This is a genomic window from Micromonospora sp. CA-249363 (assembly GCF_050950185.1).
Lineage (GTDB): Bacteria > Actinomycetota > Actinomycetes > Mycobacteriales > Micromonosporaceae > Micromonospora.
The window spans coordinates 5,368,701-5,386,452 of the sequence record NZ_CP192020.1 but is presented as its reverse complement, the minus strand read 5'-3'; the positions used below and the strand labels follow the sequence as shown (position 1 = coordinate 5,386,452).

Sequence of the window (17,752 nt, the reverse complement as noted above, 5' to 3'; positions counted from 1 at the left end):
CGCAAGCGCCGTCACCGGTACGCGAGCGGGCCCCGCCGACGCGACGTCGGCGGGGCCCGCTCAGGTACCGAATGTGCTAGTCGTCCAGGCCGACGGGGGAGTTGGGGCGGTCGACGTCGACGAACTCGACGTCGTCCACCGCGCGGTCGTCGCGGCTGCCGGCGGCGCGGGCAGCCGAGCCGACGGCCCAGCCGACCGCCGCGCCGACCAGCGCGGCACCGATCAGCAGCGTCCACGGCAGCGCCGGCTGGCGTCCGGCGAGCGCGTCGAAGGCGCGCGAGGCGCGACGCCGCGCCTCCTCCGCCGCCGAGCCCACCAGATCACCGGCGCCGTCAGCGAGGTCGCCGCTGCTGCGACGGGCCGACCGCGCGGTGTCCCGGACGCTGTCTCCCGCGGAGCTGACGGCGGAGAGCAGCTGCTCCCACGCCTGGTCCGCGATCCGCTCCGGCTTGCTGCGCCGGTCCAGCAGGTTCGTTCCGAACATCGTGGTTACCTCCTCAGGTGCCGAAGCCGCCGGCCACTTCGGACCTCGGCGTCCGTCCAGCGCGACACGGTTCGCTCACTGCGCAGTGCCCCGGGCCGGTGGCGCGCAAACCCGGTGCGGGGTGGCGCACCCGTCCGGTCAGCGCACCGCCACCGTGGCCACGCCGCGTGCGAAGTCGTCGTCATCGTCATCGTCGTCGTCTCCGCCGCCGAAACCGCAGGCCAGTACGAGGGCGAGCAGTAGACCGACGCCGGCCAGGCCGGCCAGTCGCTTGATCATCGAAGGTCCTCTCCGTCACGGTGGGTGTCCCGGGCCGATGCTAGGGAGCGTCGACAACCACGCTGGCGGGTCGGGCCGTGTACGGCTGGCGCGACACGCCGGTCGCACGCGGAACGGGCGGGCAGGGCGGGACGGATGTCGGGCTCGCCGGGCCGCGACCGCTACCCTGGTCCGGCGGCGCGTCGGTTCCGACCGATCGTCGACTGATCAGATAACGAAAAGTATTGAATGATCAGATGTCGAAAAGTGGGGATATGGGCGACTTTGTGCGCTCGGATCCGTGAATTGCTCATCCCGAGGGGTGGCGACCGAGGCCGTTGGAGGAATACTCTCGGTCGCGGCCCGCGTACTGATGAGGCGCCCGGGGGACGGGCGGGTGGAGGTGCTCGCGTGAGCCTGTCGATCGTGAAGTCGGTCCTGTCCGGTGGTGTCGTCGAGATCGCCCCGCGGGGTGAGATCGACGTCGACACAGCGTACGAGGTGCGTGAGGCGATTGCGGAGGTGCTGGCCAAGAGCCGCCCGCTCCGCATCGAGCTGAACATGAGGCTGGTCACCTTCATCGACTCCGTGGGCATCAGCGCCATGGTCGCCGGCTTCCAGACCGCCGAGGTCAGCGGCGTCAAGCTGGTCGTCACCGAGCCGAGCCGGTTCGTGCACCGTCAGCTCTGGGTGACCGGCCTGCTCGGTCTCTTCGGCGCGCCGGAGCCCTACTTCGCCGGGGCCGCCACCCCCGAGGTGCTTCCCGGCGCCTGAGCGCGGCTCCCCGTCAGGACTGTTCGTCCAGACCGGTCAGGTCCACGTCGGTCACCTCGGTGACCGCCCGGATGGCCGTGACCGACGCGTACCCGGCGGCCAGCAACGCCACGTCGGTGCCGGGCTGCGCGGCCTGCCCGGGCTCCTCCAAAGAGGTACGCACGAAACCGTGCCCCGACTCCGCCACCGTCATCTGCACCTGGCCGAAGCTGGCCAGCGCGCCCCGGCGTACCCCGTGCAGCCGCTCGTGCGGCAGGTCGGGGGCGTTGACGTTGAGCACGCTCTCCGGCGGCCCGGAGGTCAGCCGGGGGAGCAGGTCCAGGGCCACCCGCGCGGCGGTGCTCCAGTGCCGCTCGGCATCGCGTACGCGACCCGCGGCGTCCACGGCGGCACCGCCGCTGGCGGCTGTCGCCTCGCCCGCGCTCAGCACGTCCAGTGAGACGGCCATGGCGCGGCACCCGTTCGAGGCCGCCGTGAACGCCGCGCCCACGGTGCCCGAGTGCAGCACCGCGCGGCCGGCGTTGGCGCCCCGGTTGATGCCCGACAGCACCACCGACGGCGGCGGACCGAACGCGCCGTGCAGGGCGATCAACGTGATGAAACCCGGTGATCCGCCGACCCCGTACGCGGGCACCCCCGGCAGGTCGGGCAGCGGATGGTCGTTCACCACCACCCGCCCGTCCCGCTCGATCGCGCTCATCGCGGCGCTGGTGCCGCTGGCTTCTTCCAGCGGCGCCGCGACCACCACGTCCAACCCCCGCTGCTTGGCCGCCAGGGCCAGCGCCTGGAGACCGGGTGCGCCGATCCCGTCGTCGTTGGTGACGAGCACCCGCAGCGTCATCGCTCGACCACCCGGTGGGCCATCTCGTCGGGGGTGGTCCGCTCGTGTTGTCGGCTGTCCGCCGGAACGAGTCGGACCCGCTCCACGAGACCGGTGATCGAGTCCACCCGTCCGGTGCCCAGCCCGTGCCGGGTGACGTTCAGCGCGCCCGCCGCCGCGCCGGTGCGGATGGCCGTACGGATGTCGCCGCCACGGGCGATCACGGCCGCCACGCCGGCGGTCATCGAGTCGCCCGCTCCGCGCGGGTCGGCGGCCTCCAGCCGGGGCATCTCCACCTCGAAGAGTTCCCCGTCGACGAGCGCCAGCGCCGGCTGGTCGGCGCGGCTCACCACCACCGTCTCCGCGCCGGCGGCGTGCAGGTCGTACATCGCCCGCGTCAGTTCCGGGCCGCTCCCGTCGCGGGCACGCCCGTCCCGGATCAACTCCTCGTGGCTCACCTTGAGGAAGAACACGCCGCTCTCGAGCACCGCGCCGAGGTGGTCACCGGACAGGTCGACGACCACCCGGCTGCCGTTGGCGCCCAGGTCGGCGGCGAAGCGCCGGTACACGTCGGCCGGGACGAGCCACGGCGCGTTCGGACCACTGAGGACGCTCACCTCGGCGCGCAGCCCTTCGCCGAGCGCCAGGTTGTACAACTCGTCCAACTCGTGGCGGCTCAGGCGCTCCCCGGGCACGTCGACCACCTCCTGCCGGGAGCCGCCGCGCCGGTCGTGCACGTACGCGCCGCTGCCGGAGTCGCGCACCACGACCTTCAGGTCCACGCCCTCGCTGACCAGCAGTGGCTCCAGCACCTGGCCGATCTCGCCGCCGAGCGCGGCGCAGAGCACCACGTCGACCCCGAGGGACAACACCATGCGGGCCTGCCAGACGCCCTGACCGCCGGGGTGCAGGTGCAGTTCGGGCTGGTCGTTCGGCTGGTCCACGGTCACCGTCAGCTGCGGCGTCGGCGCGAATACCATCACGTGCCCGCTCACCGGTCGTCACCGTTCATGTGTCCACCCTTCGTCACAAGCGGTGATCTCCCATCAGCCGACCGTAGTGGGAACGCTGTGCGAATGCCGGGACAACGCACGGTGTCCGTCCGGCCGTTGCCAGTCCGGGCGGGGTACGGGACGATCGTGCGACCAGCGACGTCGGGAGACGGTGTGCTCAGCAGCGATACCTTCAGCTACACCGTTCAGGCCCGCTGCTCACTCGCCGAGGCGGCGGCGCTGTTGAGCGACCTGACCCGGCAGGGTGAACTGCACCCTCTGATCGTGCGGGTCCGCGAGGTGACGCCCCGCCCGGGTGCCCGCGCCAGCTACACGATCAACGACAGGCTGGCCGCCGGTCCGCTGCGCTTCCGCACCACGTACCACGCGGACGTGCTGGTCAGCGAGCCCGACGAGATCGTCACCGTGGCCCGCCAGTGGCCCGCGACCACCGTCCGCAACCACACCCGGCTGCGCGCCGAGCCCGACGGTCTGGTCCGCATCGACGTCGACATCACCCTGCGTGCGCCGACACCCCTGTTCCGGTACGCCTTCCGTCAGGCCCGCGCCGCCCACCTCGCCCTGGCCGCTCGTCTCGGCGCGGCCCTCGACACCGCCGCGCCCTGAGCCCAGCGCCCGTTCCGGGTGGCTGATCGGCGCGACGCCGACGCCGCCGGGCGGGTGGCCGGCACGTGCGGTTCGTCCTTTGCTCTGCTTCCACCGAGGCAACACGTGAGCGCCCTCGGTGTCGCCTCGGTGGAAGCAGAGCAAAGGGTGTCCGCGCACCCCTTCCGCTGCGGGCGGACAGCTGCGACCAGGCCCTTGTCCCGCTACCGGCGGCTCGGACGACCCGCAGGCCGAGGCGCAGGCGGAGAGTCGCGCTGGCGGAGAGGTCGCGGAGACCGGCGTCCCCAGGGCTTGTAGGTCGACAGCACCGTCGCGATGATCATGAGGCTGGTCGACACCGCGGGTGCGATCACCAGGTCGGCGCGGTCCCGCGCGGGTAGCGCGGCGCCCAGCGCGCCGGCGTGTCGCAGGTTCGGGGTGAGCAGGAACAGCACCAGCCCGACCATCACCGTCGTGATCACGAGCTTGATCACCACCCACCGATAGCGCAGCAGCCCCCAGGGGGTGAGCAGCGCGCTGGCGACGCCGACAAGCCACACGAGCACGCTCAGCGGCGCGAACAGCACGGTGCCGACGAGCCCGGCGACCGGGTAGACCACGGCCGGATCAGCGCCGCGCTGTGCCGCGATGCCGAGGGTGAGCAGCACCAGGTCGGCCCCGAGCCAACCGAGGGACGTGACCAGGTGCAGGGTGAGCAGGGCCTTGCGGGTGGTGGGCGCGATTCGCGGCATACCCGAATGCTCCCGGCCCGTCCCGGCGTCGTCGTCCGACCGTCGACGACGTCCGGGGTACGCCCGCTGACGTACCCCGGACGTCGGCCGGGTCAGTACACCGACAGGTGCACGTGGTTGGTGTGGTCGCTGGAGGGGTCGCCGTTCCCTCCGCTGTACGACTTCCAGCCGCTGCTGGGCAGCCAGATCTGTTTGAACCAGATCACGTAGAGCACCGCGAGCCGGTCGGCGTTGCGGATGAAGTACGCGGCCAGGTTGTTGCCGTACGTCTTGTCGCCCCCGGAGGCGACCCCGCCGAAGCCACCCTTCTGCGCGGCGAAGTCGCACGCCCGGCCCTTGGGGTGCTCGCCCGAGCCGCCGTTGCGGTGACAGGAGACGTACCGGGTGAAGCCGGCGGCCTTGGCCTGGTTGAGCGCGTGCAGGGTGCGGGGGGTGATGCAGCCGCTGGCCGGGGTGGGGTCGTTGATGCTGCACGACTCGGACGGCCAGGAGCCGTCGGAGTTGCGAGGGGCGGGCGTGGCGTTGGCGGTGGAGGTGCCACGGTTGGAGCTGGTGTCGGCGGCGGTGGCGCGTGCCTTGTCGTTGGCGACGGTCAGGGCCCGCTCGGCCTGCTCCTTGCGCTTGGCCATCACCTCGACCTGCTTGCGCTGCTCGCGGATCTCGCCGTCCAGGGCGACGCGGGTGCGGTTCGCCTCGTCCCGGATGACGTGCAGGTCGCGCAGCACCCGGTCCTCGTTGGCGGCCACCACGTCGAGGGCGGCCGCTCGGTCCATGAACCCTTCCGGGGTGTTGCTGTTGAGCAGGGCCGAGACGGTGCTGAGCCGACCGGTGCGGTACGCGACGCCGGCGATCTCGCCGACCTTGCCGTTGCGTACGGTCATCTCGGCCTCGGTGGTCTTGAGCTTGACCGCGAGCTGCTGCTGCCGCTGGACGGAGGTGTCCAGCGCGCGCTTCGCGTCCAGGTAGCCCTTGCTCGCGGCCTCGAGCTGGGCCCGTAGCGCCGGGGTGCCACCCTCCTCGTCGCCGTCGGGTGCCGCGGCGGCCCGCAGGCCGCCGGGGGGAGCGGCGGTGGCGGCGCCGACCGGAAGCGCGACGCCGAGGGTGACCATCATGACGATCAGTGCCGCCAGCCGGGCGGCGGGTGGTCGTGCTGGTGCCACTACGCATGTCCTTCCGTCAGCCGCCGACCGGGTTAGCTGACGGGTTCGGGACGGAAGATCCCTACCGCTGACGCGGATGCACCCCAGGAACATGGTTCCCCGGTTCGCCCTGTCGGGCGATTAGGCGACGGCCGCCACCGGCGCCGGGAGGCGCCGCCGGGTGGTGGCCGGGACAGAGCCTACCGGTGCTGGTGGGGTCTGTGCAGCCGATGTGACGGACGGTGCGTGCGTTGTGACGGAGGATGACGCTCACCACTCGACGGAACCGCAGACCCCCGGAGCGGCCCCGGGTTCGATCTGTAGCGTGGCGTGCTCGATGCGGAAGTCGTCCCGCAGGGCGGTACGCGCCGCGGTGAGCACCGCGCCGACCTCCGCGCCGGGCGCCATGGTCAGGTGCGCGGAGGCCACCTCCATGCCCGAGGTGAGCGTCCAGACGTGCAGGTCGTGCACCTCGACCACTCCGGGCACCGCGGCCAGTCGGTCGTGCACGGCGGTGACCTGGAGATGCTCCGGGGCGGCCTGCACGAGGATGCGGACGGCGGCGCGCCCCAGCCGCCAGGTGCGCGGCAGGATGAACACGCCGATGGCGACCGCGACCAGTGGGTCGGCCCACCACCAGTCGGTGACCGCGATGAGCAGCGCCGCGCCGATCACGCCGAGCGAGCCGAGCAGGTCGCCCAGCACCTCCAGGTAGGCGCCCTGAAGGTTGATGCTCTCCCGGGCGCCAGCGCGCAGCAGCCAGAACGCGATCACGTTCGCGAGCAGGCCGAGGACGGCCACCGTGAGCATCGGACCGGTCAGCACCTCGTGCGGGTCGCCGAACCGGCCGATCGCCTCGATCACCACGTAGACCGCCACGCCGGAGAGAAGGACGGCGTTGGCCAGCGCGGCGAGCACTTCGAGCCGGTAGAGCCCGAAGGTGCGCTGCGGGTCGCCGGTGGCGCGTCGGGTGGCCGTGATCGCGGCGAGCGCCATCCCGATGCCGAGCACGTCGGTGAACATGTGCCCGGCGTCGGACAGCAGGGCCAGCGAGCCGGTGTGGAAGGCGGCGACCGCCTCGACCACCATCAGGGTCGCGAGCAGTCCGAAGGCCGCCCAGAGCCGTCCCCGATGCTGGTGAGCGGCGTTGGCGACCGACCCGTGGTGGTGGTCATGACCTGCTCCCACGAAACCCACCCTCCGACGCCGCACGGGACCGGGTCAAATGTATGCTCACATCGCTATGTGTGCAAGTGTAGAGCGAGGGCTGGCGGCGGGCAGCGTCAACGCGCTGTTCAGCCGGTCGGGTCGACGGTGGTGAGCCGCTGAGTGGCGCGGGAGAGCGCCACGTAGAGCGTGCGGACGCCGGAACCCGGATCGGCCCGGATCTCGCTCGGGGCGACCAGCACGACTCCGTCGTACTCCATGCCCTTGGCCTCCAGGCTGGTCACCACCTGCAGGCGCGCCGCGCCGAGCGCGTCGAGCCAGCCGGCGACCTCGTCGCGGCGGGTGACCGGTGTGATCACCCCGACCGTGCCGTCGACGTCGCCCAGCAGGCCGCTGGCCGCCTGCACGACCGCGGCCCTGAGCTCGGCGGGCGGTACCACCTGCTCGACCGGGTCGACGCCGGTGGAGCGGACGGCCGTCGGCAGGGACAGGTCCGGATAGAGCCGGCGGATCTCGGCTGCCGCCACCGCGAAGATCTCCGCCGAGTTGCGGTAGTTGGTGGTGAGCGTGAACTCGTGCCGTTTGCGCCGACCCAGCGCGTGGTCGCGGGAGCGGGTCAGCTCCTCGGGGTCGCCGGTCCACGCGGTCTGCGCCGGGTCACCCACCACCGTCCACGAGGCCAGCCGCCCACGCCGACCGATCATCCGCCACTGCATCGGCGAGACGTCCTGCGCCTCGTCGACCACCACGTGCGCGTACTCCCGGTAGTCCTCCGGCCGCTCCCGGGCCGCCGCGCGCGCGGCCCGCTGCCGGTCGGCCGCCGTGCTCAGCTCACGGACGCCGCCCGCGAGCTGGAAGGGGTCGCGCCGCGCCCGCGCCGGCTTCACCGGCTTGCCGAGCAGCGCGTCCAGCTCGTCGAGCAGCGCCACGTCCGCGATGGTCAGGCCCTCGCTGTCCAGACTCTGGTACGCCGCGCCGAGCAGCCGGATCTCCGCGCCGGAGAGGATCCCGCCGGCGTACCGGCGCAGCCGGTCCGGCCGGGCCAGCCAGCCGAGCACGTGCCGGGGATGCAGGCGTGGCCACCAGGCCTTGAGGAACTCCCGGAACTCCGGCCGCTCCGCGATCTCGTCCTCGAAGGCCCGCTGCTCCGGCAGCCGGCCGATGTTCACCCGCCGGGCCTGCGCCCACAGCGCGGCGAAGACACCGTCGAAGCCCGCGCGGCGAACCTCGTTGCGCCGGGCGCCCCGGTGCAGCGCGCGGTCCCGGATCGCGTCCAGCTCGCGGCGGTCCAACCGCAGCAGCCCGCCCCGGTAGAGCAGCCGCAGCTCACCGGGTGCCCCCGGCGCCGCGTCGCGGGCCGCCCGTTCCAGCACCCGGCGCATCCGCAGCGAGCCCTTCACCGCCGCCACCTCGGGCGGATCGGTGCGGGTGGCCGTCATCCCCGGGAACAGGGTGCCCAGCGAGTGCAGGGTCGCCGTGTCCTCACCCAGCGAGGGCAGTACCGAGGCGATGTACTCGACGAAGACGGTCGACGGGCCGACCACCAGGATGCCGCCGCCGGCGTACCGGCTGCGGTCGGAGTAGAGCAGGAAGGCCGCCCGGTGCAGGGCGACCGCCGTCTTGCCGGTGCCCGGCCCGCCCGCGACGATCGTCACCCCGGAGCCGGGCGACCGGATCGCCTCGTCCTGCTCCCGCTGGATCGTCGCGACGATGTCCCGCATGCCCCGGCCGGTGGCCCGTGACAGGGTGGCCAGCAGCGCGCCGTCACCGACGACCGTCATCCCCTCCGGCGCGGCGTCCGGATCGAGCAGGTCGTCCTCGATGCGGGTGACCCGCTCCCGCTGGGACTGGATCGTACGGCGGCGCACCACGCCCAGCGGCTGCGCGGGGGTGGCCTGGTAGAACGCCGACGCGGCCGGCGCCCGCCAGTCCACGACGAGGGTGCTGGCGTCCTCGTCGCGGATGCCGAGCCGCCCGACGTGCAGCACCTGCCGGTCGTGCAGGTCGAGGCGGCCGAAGACCAGCCCCTCGTGTTCGGCGTCGAGGGTGTGCCGCCGCTGTGCGGCGTGAAAGACCATCGCGTCGCGTTCGACGAGCGCGCCGAACGTGCCCACCCGCGCCATCCGGTAGCCGTCCCGCTCGGCGCGCACCGCCGACTGCCGCAGCTCGGCCAGTCGGGCGTACACCCGGTCGAGGTGCCGTTGCTCGACGGCGATCTCCTGTTGCAGGGCGGTCTGGTCGGTCAACGCACGCTCCTTCGATGTCGCCGGCAAGCGGCGCGAACCGCGCGGGCCAACCGCAGAAGGGTACGGCCCTCGACCCGACCCGCCGCGCCCGAGGTGCGCGAACGTGCTCAGCGACCCGCCGCGACGGCGCCCGCGCCGTGCTCGGACGGCGGCGGCGCGACGCCCGCGCCGTGCCCGTGCGGGGACGGCGCGGCGAGCACCCGGCCCAGGACGCCGGTCAGGGCCGCGTTCACCTCAATCGGGCGTTCCATCATCAGCATGTGGCCGGCGCCCGGGCAGACGGTCAGCTCGGTGGCCGGCAGGACGGCGGCGATCGACTCCGCACACGGCGGCGGGGTGAGCCGGTCCCGGTCACCGACCAGGGCGGCGGCTGGCAGGTGCGCGAGGGCGGCGAGGGTGTCCAGGCGGTGCTGGGCACCGATCGAGGCGCGGAAACCGCCGATCGAGCGCAGCGAGGCGCGGGCCACCGCCGACGTGACCAGGCGGATGTCGGAGGGGTCGCAGCGGTCGCCGAAGAGCATCCACCGGATGCTCGGTTGCAGCGCGTTGAGCAGCGCCCGGGGTGCTCGCCACGAGCCGCAGCGGGCCAGCACGCCGGCGCCGGTCGTCTCGGCGAGTCGGATCAGCCGGGCGATGCGCGGGGAGAGCCCGTACACCGTGTGCGTGTGCCCCTCGGCGGTGGTGGAGACGAAGACCAGGCCGGCCGTACGCGCGGCGAAGTGCTCGCGGTGGCGGTGCGCGTACTCCATGATCGTCATTCCGCCCATCGAGTGCCCGACCAGGACCACCCGACCGCTCGGCGCGACCGCGTCGAGGACGGCGGCCAGGTCGTCGCCGAGCTGGGCCAGGGTGGCCGTGGGCAGCGCCATGCAGCTCGACCGGCCGTGGCCCCGCGCGTCGTACGTGACCACCCGCACCGAGTCGCCGAACGACGACGTGAGCGCGTCGAGCTGCCGGTGCCAGCTGCGCCCGTCCAGCGTCCAGCCGTGCAGCAGGACCGCCGTCACCGGGGCATCCGCGGGACCGGTGGTCTCGACGTGCAGCCGTACGCCGTCGGGCATACCGACTTCGAACCGCTCCGGCATCGCCACCTCCCAGGGTCGCCCAGGCATCACCCGCACCTCCGATACCCGGCGGTAACACGGGCTACCCGCCCTGACGCCACGCCAATCGCGTCGGAGCGAACATTCGCGACTCCGCCCGTGGTGTCCGGCGGCGGGCCAGGCTGGACGGCATGAAGGTGGCAGGGCAGGGCCGGCAGGCCGGCGGTACGCCCCGGGCCGCGCTCGCGGAACTGCTCGCCGGCAACCGGCGGTTCGTCAGCGGCCAACCCGTGCACGGCCACGACGTCACGGCCGCGGCCGCCGCCTCCGGCGACCAGCAGCCGTACGCGGTGGTCCTCGGTTGCATCGACTCGCGGGTGCCGCTGGAGGCGATCTTCGACCAGACCTTCGGGGCGATCTGCGTGATCCGCACCGGCGGGCACGTGCTCGACCGCGCGGTGTGCGGCTCCATCGAGTACGTGGTGGGCCAGCTCGGCGTGCCGCTGGTCATGGTGCTCGGCCACGAACGCTGCGGGGCGGTCGGCGCGACCGTGGACGCGCTGCGCACGGGCGAGCGGCCCGGCGGTTCGTTGGCCCACCTGGTCGACGAGATCACCCCGGCGGTCACCGAGGTGGGGCTGGACGATCCCGCGGTGCAGCCCCTGGCGATCCGTCGGCACGTCCGGCGTACGGTCCACACGCTGCGCGCGGACGACCTGCTGGCCGGGCCGGTGGCCGCCGGTCGGGTGGCCGTGGTGGGCGGCCTCTACGACCTGAGCACCGGCGAGGTCGCCCTGCTCGAGCCGGCCTGAGACGAACGACCGCCCGCCGGGAGCTCCCGGCGGGCGGTCGGTGATGCGGTGGGGGAGGGCTCAGCCCTCGAAGACGCCGGCCGCGACCAGACGCTTCTCGGTGGCCTCCCAGCCGTCGTTCGGGTGAACGGTGGCCAGGTTGCTGATCTCCGCCCGGATCTTGGCGGCGTGGCCGGCGGCGGCCAGCGCCCGGATCTCCTCGACGAAGGCGTCGGAGTCGGTACGCAGGTGCGCGGTCTTGCCGTTGGTCAGGTTGCGCACGTAGGCGTGCTTGCCGCCGTTGAGCGGGATGAGGTACTTGAACTCGCCCAGCACGCTGAGGGCGCCACCCTGGCCAGCCTGGCCGGCCCGGACTGACGCGCGCGCGGTCTTAGAGGTGTTGCTCGCCACGGAGGTACTCCTTGCAAGACGTACGGGAGGACTGGAACGTCCGGGGGCTGTGTGCGGGCCACACTGCGTCGGCCCGCAGAGGTGTAACGCGGCAGAAGCCGCCGATGGAACTGTACAGGACCACGACATCAGGCTGGTCGTCGCGGTGTCCTGAGAGGCAACGGAGACCACCCGTCCGGCTATTCCGGGAGGCGTTTTTTCCGATTCCCTGGCGCACCATCCGTCACAGGAGTCATCATGTGTTCCAGCAACCACTCGGGTGGACGAGGTCGTAGGGGAAGACGCACCTCGCTCTCCGGGAGGTCACCGTGCCAACGCGTGGCGTCGTATACGTCCACTCGACCCCGCTCGCCGTGTGCTCGCACGTCGAGTGGGCGATCGCGCGCGTCCTAGCCGCGCCGGTCAACCTGCAGTGGACGGCTCAGCCCGTCGACCCCGGCGCCCGCCGGGCCGAGTGCGGGTGGACCGGTCGTCCGGGGACGGGCGCCGAGCTGGCTGCTGCCCTCCGGCAGTGGCCCATGATCCGTTTCGAGGTCACCGAGGAGCCGAGTCCGGGCGCCGACGGTGAGCGCTTCATGTACGTGCCCGCTCGTGGCCTGTTCCGGGCCACCGTCGGCGCGGCCGGGGACATCCAGCTCGGCGAGGACCGGTTGCGGGCGCTGATGGCCTCCGCCCGGGCCCCGGAGGCGCTGTCGCACGCCCTCGACAAGGCGCTCGGCACCGCGTGGGACGCTGACCTGGAGCCCTACCGGTACGCCGGTGACGGCGCTCCGGTGACGTTGCTCACCCGGGTCGGCTGATCGTGGGGCCTTCCGCGCTGTCCACCTGCGAGTCGCGTCACCCGTACGGCGGCGACCGGTAAGGTCAAGTTGCCCCGATAAGGGGGAACTGGTGGGATGGTCGGCGTGCCGATTCGCCCGCGACACGCCGGTGTCGCCGTCGCCGCTCTGACCGCGCTGCTCGTCTCCGGCTGCTCGGGTGCCCCGGACCGTCCCGATCCGACCCCGGGCCCGACTGGCACGTCGGCGCCCCCGAGCGCTCCCGCCTCGCCCCCGACCGACGACCCGGCCGCCCGGGCCGCCGCGCTGGTCGCGACGCTCTCCGACGAGGACCTGGTCGGGCAGGTCCTGATGCCGTACGCCTACGGCGACTCGGCCACCAAGGTCTCCACCGGCTCGGCCGCCGGCAACCAGACGCTCGCCGGGGTCGACACCCCCGCCGAGATGATCGCGAAGTACCGGCTCGGCGGGCTGATCCTGGTCGGCTTCAGCGCCGACGACCCGACCAAGGGCAACCAGGAGACCACGAACGTCGACAACCCGAAACAGGTCCACGACCTGACCACCGGGCTGCGCGGAGCCGCCGGGAAGCTGGCCGCCGGCCCGGCGCCCTTCCTGATCGGCACCGACCAGGAGTACGGCGTGGTCACCCGCGTCACCAACGGCGTCACCATCCTGCCCAGCGCCCTCGCCGCGGGCGCGGCCGGCGACCCGAAGCTGACCGAGGCCGCCTGGCGGGCCGCCGGCGCCGAACTCGCCGCCATGGGCATCAACATCGACTTCGCCCCGGTGGCCGACGTGCTGGCCACCCGCAGCACGGTCATCGGCTCCCGGTCGTTCGGCGCCGACCCGAAGATCGCCGCCGCACAGGTCGGCGGCGCGGTCCGGGGCCTACAGGCCAGCGGCGTCGCGGCCACCCTGAAGCACTTTCCGGGACACGGCCACAGCGCGGACGACTCGCACAAGGACCTGCCGGTGCTCACCCAGTCGGCGGCGGCGTTGCAGAGCGGCGCGTGGCCGCCGTTCAGCGCCGGGTTCGACGCGGGCGCGATGGCCGTGATGTCCGGCCACCTGGACGCGCAGGCCATCGACCCTGGCACCCCGGCGACCTTCTCGCACAAGCTGCTCACCGACGTGCTCCGCGGTCAGCTCGGCTTCAAGGGCGTGGTCATCACCGACGGGATGAACATGCCGCCGGCCAAGCGGTGGGCGCCCGGCGAGGCGGCCGTCCGCGCGTTGAACGCGGGCAACGACCTGATCCTCATGACCCCGAACGTCGGTCAGGCGTACGACGGGCTGCTCGCCGCCCTGCGCGGCGGGTCGCTGCCCCGGCCCCGGCTCGTCGACGCGGTCACCCGGATCCTGACCATGAAGTTCCGGCTGGCGGCCGCCCCCACCGAGCCGATGTCCACGCTCAACACCCCGGGGCACCGGGCGGCGGCGGACGCGCTGGCCGCCGGGGCGGTCACCGTGCTGCGAGGGGCCTGCGGCGGCGCGGTGAGCGGCCCGGTCACCGTCACCTCCTCCGGTGGCCGCGACGGCACCCGGGCCACGCTCACCACCGCGCTGAAAGCGGCCGGCGTGACCGTCAAGCCGAGCGGGGGGACGGTGGTGCACCTGGTTGGCTACGGCGACGGGGAGAAGGACCTGAGCGCCGACGCGGCGGTCACCGTCGCCATGGACACCCCGTACGTGCTGGCCAAGGCCAAGTCGCCGACGCTGCTGGCCACGTACTCGTCCAGCCGGGCGTCGATGACCGCGCTCGCCGCCGTGCTGGCCGGCAAGGCCCGCCCGGCTGGCCGGTCACCGGTGGTCGTGCCCGGCCTGCCCGCCACCACCTGCAAGAACTGACGGCGGTCGGAATTCGGTCGCACCGCCCGGCAGCATCCCCGCAATCGGGGCTGAGCACGCGAAAGGGCCCCCTCGCGAGAGGGGGCCCTTTCGGTAGACCCATGGATCGGCCAGCTCACGGCCGCTGTTTCACGGCCGCGCGAAGACCAGCGCCACGTTGTGACCACCGAAGCCGAACGCGTTGTTCAGCGCGGCGGGGATATCCAGGTGGCGTGGCTTGTGCGCGGCGACCTCCAGGCTGAGCCCGGGCTCCGGGTCGTCCAGGTTGATCGTCGGAGGTACGACGCTGTCGCGGATCGCCAGGATCGTGGCGATCGACTCCAACGCGCCCGCCGCGCCCAGCAGGTGGCCGGTCATCGACTTCGTCGCGGCCAGCACCGGGTGGTCTCCGAGCGCCTTGTGCAGCGCGCCGATCTCCAGCATGTCGCCGACCGGGGTCGACGTCGCGTGCGCGTTGACGTGCACGATGTCCTGCTTGGCGATGTCCGCGTCCGCGATCGCCTTGGCGATGGCCCGGATGGCGCCCTCACCCTCGGCGTGCGGCTGCACGATGTCGTACGCGTCCGAGGTGATGCCGGCGCCCGCGAGGCGCGCGTACACCCGGGCGCCCCGGGCCGCGGCGTGATCGGCCCGCTCCAGCACCACGATGCCCGCGCCCTCACCGAGGACGAAGCCGTCGCGGCCGGTGTCCCACGGGCGGGAGGCCCGCTCCGGCTCGTCGTTGCGGGTCGACATGGCCCGCATCGAGCTGAAGCCGGCGATCGGCAGCGGGTGGATGACCGCCTCGGTACCGCCGGCCACCACCACGTCGGCCCGGCCGGCGCGGATGATGTCCAGGCCGAGCGCGATCGCCTCCGCGCCGGTCGCGCAGGCGCTGGCCACCGTGTGCACGCCGGCCTTGGCGCCCAGCTCCAGCCCGACCCAGGCGGCCGGACCGTTGGGCATCAACATCGGGATCGTGTGCGGGGACACCCGTCGCGGCCCGGACGCCTCCAGGATGTCGTCCTGGGCGAGCAGGGTGGTGGCGCCGCCGATGCCGGAGCCGACGCTGACGGCGAGCCGCTCGGGGTCCAGACCGGTGTCCGCCAGGCCGGCGTCCGCCCAGGCCTGCTGCGCCGCGATGAGCGCGATCGCCTCGGAGCGGTCCAGCCGGCGCAGCTTCACCCGGTCCAGCACCTCGGACGGCTCCACGGCCAGCTGGGCGGCGATCCGGACGGGCAGTTGCGCGGCCCACTCCTGGGTGAGGGCACTCACCCCGGAGCGGCCGGCGAGCATGGCGTCCCAGGTCGACGCGACGTCCCCGCCAAGCGGGGTCGTCGCGCCGAGCCCGGTGACGACGACGTCAGGACGACTCATGATCAGGACTGCGCCTCGATGAAGCTGACGGCGTCCCCGACGGTCTTGAGGTTCTGCACCTCGTTGTCCGGGATCTTGACGCCGAACTTCTCCTCGGCGGCCACCACGACCTCCACCATCGAGAGCGAGTCGACATCGAGGTCGTCGGTGAAGGACTTCCCCTCGGCCACGTCGTCCGGGTTCACCCCGGCAACCTCTTCGAGGATCTCGGCGAGGCCGGTGGTGATCTCGTCACGGGTCATTGCGGTTGGTTCCTCTCATAGGGGGTTCTCCGGCGGCCGGCCGCGCCGACCGCCGCTCCTGGAGCGCGTACGCGCCTCAAGGGGGCTTCAGGGGCAGCGGACGACCTGACCGGCGTAGGTCAGGCCACCGCCGAAACCGAACAGCAGGACCGGAGCGCCCGAGGGCACCTCCCGCCGCTCGACGAGCTTCGACAGGGCCAGGGGCACGCTCGCCGCCGAGGTGTTGCCGGACTCGACGATGTCCTTCGCGATGATCGCGTTGGGGATGTTGAGCCGCTTGGCGATGCCGTCGATGATCCGGGCGTTGGCCTGGTGCGGCACGAACGCGGCCAGCTCCGACGGGTCCACCCCGGCCCGCTCGCACGCCTGGAGCGCGAGCGGCGCCAGCGCGGTGGTGGCCCAGCGGAACACCGACTGACCCTCCTGCTGGATGTACGGGCGCCAGCCCTCGATGCGTACCGCGTCGCTCTTCTCCGGGGCCGAGCCCCAGACGACCGGGCCGATACCGGCGGGCTCGTCGTCGGCGGTGGCGGTGACCACCGCGGCGCCGGCGCCGTCGCCGAAGATGATGCAGGTGGAGCGGTCCGTCCAGTCGGTGAAGTCGGACAGCTTCTCGGCGCCGATCACGATCGCGTTGCGGGACGCCCCGGCGCGGATGGCGTGGTCGACGGTGCCCAGGGCGTACGCGAAGCCCGAGCAGGCGGTGTTGACGTCGAACGCGCCCGGCGCGGCGATGCCCAGCTTGCCGGCGACCCGGCAGGCCACGTTGGGGCTCCGGTCGATCGAGGAGCAGGTGGCCACCACGACCAGGTCGATGTCGGCGGCGCTCAGCCCCGAGTTGGCCAGGGCCTTGTCGGCGGCCGCGGCGGCCATGTCGGCCACCGTCTCACTGTCGGCGATCCGCCGGGTGGCGATGCCCACCCGGTCGCGGATCCACTCGTCGTTGGTGTCCACCAGTTGGGCGATGTCGTCGTTGGTCACCACCCGGGAGGGCTGGTAGTGCCCCATCGAGACGATGCGACTGCCAGTCATGAGTGTCCTCCGATGCGGGCGAGCGGTTGGCCCGGCGTGGCGTGGCGGGCGATCAGGTCCCGTGCGGCCGGCAGGTCGTCCGGGGTGTTCAGGGTGACGATCTCCGGGGCGCCCTCGCCCCTGAGCTCCCGCTTGACCAGACCCGCGAGGGTGCCGGCCGGCGGCAGCTCGATCACGCCGGTCACCCCGTGCTCGGCCAGGGAGCGCATGCACAGGTCCCAGCGCACCGGCGCGGTGACCTGGCGGACGAGGCGTCGCACCAGCTCGTGCCCGTCGGTGACGGCGGTGCCGTCGAGGTTCGACAGCAGGGTCCGGGCCGGGTCGACGGGGGCGATCCCGGCGGCGACGGTGGCCAGGGCGGTCTCGGCCGGGGCCATGTACGGGGTGTGGAAGGCGCCGGCCACCTGAAGCCGGATGACCCGGGTCTTCGCGGGCGGCGCGGCGGCGAACGCGTCCAGCCCGTCGACCGCGCCGGCGGCGACGATCTGGCCGGCGCCGTTGCGGTTGGCCGGGTGCAGCCCGTTGGCGCTGATCGCGGCCAGCACCTCGTCCGGGTCGCCGCCGAGCACGGCCGCCATCCCGGTCGGCTCGAGCGCGCAGGCGGCGGCCATCTCGCGGCCACGGATTCCGGCGAGGGTGATCGCGGCCTCGGCCGACAGCACCCCGGCGACCGCCGCGGCCCCCAACTCGCCGACGCTGTGCCCGGCGGTGAGCGCCACACCGTCCAGCGGCAGGTGCTCGGCGGCGAGCAGCGCCGCCGCGACGAGCAGCGGCTGGGTACGGGCGGTGTCCTTGATCTCGTCCGCGTCGGCGGCGGTGCCCAGGTGCACCAGGTCAACGCCGGCCAGCGCGGACCACCAGCGCAGTCGCGCCTCGGTGCCGGTCAGGTCGAGCCAGGGAGTCAGAAAGCCGGGTTTCTGGGAACCCTGGCCGGGACTAAGTACGGCGAGCACGCCTATGACTCTCCCGGATACGCGTGGGTAAAGCTGTGCCGGGGCCGACCAAACCA

General features: G+C 73.1%; 19 protein-coding genes and 1 riboswitch. Of the genes, 5 read left to right on the top strand and 14 right to left on the bottom strand.

The annotated features are described in order from the left end of the window. Nucleotides 1–76 precede the first annotated feature (76 nt). Nucleotides 77–484, bottom strand: coding sequence for a hypothetical protein (locus ACQPZK_RS23905; RefSeq protein WP_355051382.1), 408 nt, complete (start codon nucleotides 482–484; stop codon nucleotides 77–79). A gap of 138 nt (nucleotides 485–622) precedes the next feature. Then, nucleotides 623–763 (bottom strand): hypothetical protein, encoded by a 141-nt coding sequence (locus ACQPZK_RS23900; RefSeq protein WP_433535119.1) that lies wholly within the window; start codon nucleotides 761–763, stop codon nucleotides 623–625. Between the two features lie 390 nt (nucleotides 764–1,153). Here ACQPZK_RS23900 and ACQPZK_RS23895 point away from each other — a divergent pair, with 390 nt between their 5' ends. Further along, nucleotides 1,154–1,516, top strand: coding sequence for an STAS domain-containing protein (locus ACQPZK_RS23895; protein ID WP_007463546.1), 363 nt, complete (start codon nucleotides 1,154–1,156; stop codon nucleotides 1,514–1,516). A 13-nt stretch (nucleotides 1,517–1,529) separates the two neighbouring features. Here ACQPZK_RS23895 and surE read toward each other — a convergent pair whose 3' ends face one another. Then, a complete protein-coding gene (gene surE, locus ACQPZK_RS23890; protein WP_433535118.1) occupies nucleotides 1,530–2,357 on the bottom strand; it encodes a 5'/3'-nucleotidase SurE in 828 nt (275 codons plus the stop codon). Then, the gene (locus tag ACQPZK_RS23885; RefSeq protein ID WP_433539294.1) at nucleotides 2,354–3,316 is read right to left on the bottom strand and encodes a 1-phosphofructokinase family hexose kinase; all 963 of its coding nucleotides are present in this window, start codon (nucleotides 3,314–3,316) and stop codon (nucleotides 2,354–2,356) included. The genes surE and ACQPZK_RS23885 overlap by 4 nt, the downstream gene beginning before the upstream one ends. A 186-nt stretch (nucleotides 3,317–3,502) precedes the next feature. Here ACQPZK_RS23885 and ACQPZK_RS23880 point away from each other — a divergent pair, with 186 nt between their 5' ends. Then, nucleotides 3,503–3,955: an SRPBCC family protein gene (locus ACQPZK_RS23880; protein WP_433535117.1), complete on the top strand. Its 453-nt coding sequence runs from the start codon at nucleotides 3,503–3,505 to the stop codon at nucleotides 3,953–3,955. A 203-nt stretch (nucleotides 3,956–4,158) separates the two neighbouring features. Here ACQPZK_RS23880 and ACQPZK_RS23875 read toward each other — a convergent pair whose 3' ends face one another. The 5 genes from ACQPZK_RS23875 to ACQPZK_RS23855 form a co-directional block, all read right to left on the bottom strand. Continuing rightward, a complete protein-coding gene (locus ACQPZK_RS23875) occupies nucleotides 4,159–4,686 on the bottom strand; it encodes a hypothetical protein (protein WP_433535116.1) in 528 nt (175 codons plus the stop codon). Between the two features lie 92 nt (nucleotides 4,687–4,778). Next, nucleotides 4,779–5,846 (bottom strand): coiled-coil domain-containing protein, encoded by a 1,068-nt coding sequence (locus ACQPZK_RS23870; RefSeq protein ID WP_433535115.1) that lies wholly within the window; start codon nucleotides 5,844–5,846, stop codon nucleotides 4,779–4,781. A 5-nt stretch (nucleotides 5,847–5,851) separates the two neighbouring features. Next, nucleotides 5,852–5,983, bottom strand: a riboswitch (cyclic di-AMP (ydaO/yuaA leader). A gap of 112 nt (nucleotides 5,984–6,095) precedes the next feature. Next, nucleotides 6,096–7,013: a cation diffusion facilitator family transporter gene (locus ACQPZK_RS23865; protein WP_433535114.1), complete on the bottom strand. Its 918-nt coding sequence runs from the start codon at nucleotides 7,011–7,013 to the stop codon at nucleotides 6,096–6,098. Nucleotides 7,014–7,120: 107 nt separating this feature from the next. Then, nucleotides 7,121–9,238, bottom strand: coding sequence for a HelD family protein (locus ACQPZK_RS23860; RefSeq protein ID WP_433535113.1), 2,118 nt, complete (start codon nucleotides 9,236–9,238; stop codon nucleotides 7,121–7,123). Nucleotides 9,239–9,345: 107 nt separating this feature from the next. After that, entirely contained in the window at nucleotides 9,346–10,323 is a 978-nt protein-coding gene (locus ACQPZK_RS23855) for an alpha/beta fold hydrolase (RefSeq protein ID WP_433539293.1), read from the bottom strand. Between the two features lie 149 nt (nucleotides 10,324–10,472). On the opposite strand from ACQPZK_RS23855, the gene ACQPZK_RS23850 reads away from it, so the two are divergent. Next, complete coding sequence (locus ACQPZK_RS23850) at nucleotides 10,473–11,093, top strand: carbonic anhydrase (protein WP_433535112.1); 621 nt, start codon at nucleotides 10,473–10,475, stop codon at nucleotides 11,091–11,093. Nucleotides 11,094–11,153: 60 nt separating this feature from the next. On the opposite strand, the gene ACQPZK_RS23845 is transcribed toward ACQPZK_RS23850, so the two are convergent. Continuing rightward, nucleotides 11,154–11,483, bottom strand: a complete 330-nt coding sequence (locus tag ACQPZK_RS23845; RefSeq protein ID WP_433535111.1) for a hypothetical protein — start codon at nucleotides 11,481–11,483, stop codon at nucleotides 11,154–11,156. Nucleotides 11,484–11,791: 308 nt separating this feature from the next. Between ACQPZK_RS23845 and ACQPZK_RS23840 the strand changes: the two genes are divergently transcribed. Together ACQPZK_RS23840 and ACQPZK_RS23835 are read left to right on the top strand one after the other, a co-directional pair. Next, complete coding sequence (locus ACQPZK_RS23840; RefSeq protein ID WP_007463525.1) at nucleotides 11,792–12,283, top strand: DUF3145 domain-containing protein; 492 nt, start codon at nucleotides 11,792–11,794, stop codon at nucleotides 12,281–12,283. Between the two features lie 96 nt (nucleotides 12,284–12,379). Continuing rightward, nucleotides 12,380–14,113, top strand: coding sequence for a glycoside hydrolase family 3 protein (locus ACQPZK_RS23835; RefSeq protein ID WP_433535110.1), 1,734 nt, complete (start codon nucleotides 12,380–12,382; stop codon nucleotides 14,111–14,113). 129 nt (nucleotides 14,114–14,242) lie between these two features. On the opposite strand, the gene fabF is transcribed toward ACQPZK_RS23835, so the two are convergent. From fabF to ACQPZK_RS23815, 4 genes are all read right to left on the bottom strand, one after another. Next, a complete protein-coding gene (gene fabF / locus ACQPZK_RS23830) occupies nucleotides 14,243–15,469 on the bottom strand; it encodes a beta-ketoacyl-ACP synthase II (RefSeq protein WP_433535109.1) in 1,227 nt (408 codons plus the stop codon). 2 nt (nucleotides 15,470–15,471) lie between these two features. Next, entirely contained in the window at nucleotides 15,472–15,711 is a 240-nt protein-coding gene (locus ACQPZK_RS23825) for an acyl carrier protein (RefSeq protein ID WP_007463517.1), read from the bottom strand. Between the two features lie 87 nt (nucleotides 15,712–15,798). After that, the gene (locus ACQPZK_RS23820) at nucleotides 15,799–16,743 is read right to left on the bottom strand and encodes a beta-ketoacyl-ACP synthase III (RefSeq protein WP_433535108.1); all 945 of its coding nucleotides are present in this window, start codon (nucleotides 16,741–16,743) and stop codon (nucleotides 15,799–15,801) included. Next, nucleotides 16,740–17,696, bottom strand: coding sequence for an ACP S-malonyltransferase (locus ACQPZK_RS23815; RefSeq protein WP_433535107.1), 957 nt, complete (start codon nucleotides 17,694–17,696; stop codon nucleotides 16,740–16,742). Before ACQPZK_RS23815 ends, ACQPZK_RS23820 begins: the two co-directional genes overlap by 4 nt. Between the last annotated feature and the right edge of the window lie 56 nt (nucleotides 17,697–17,752).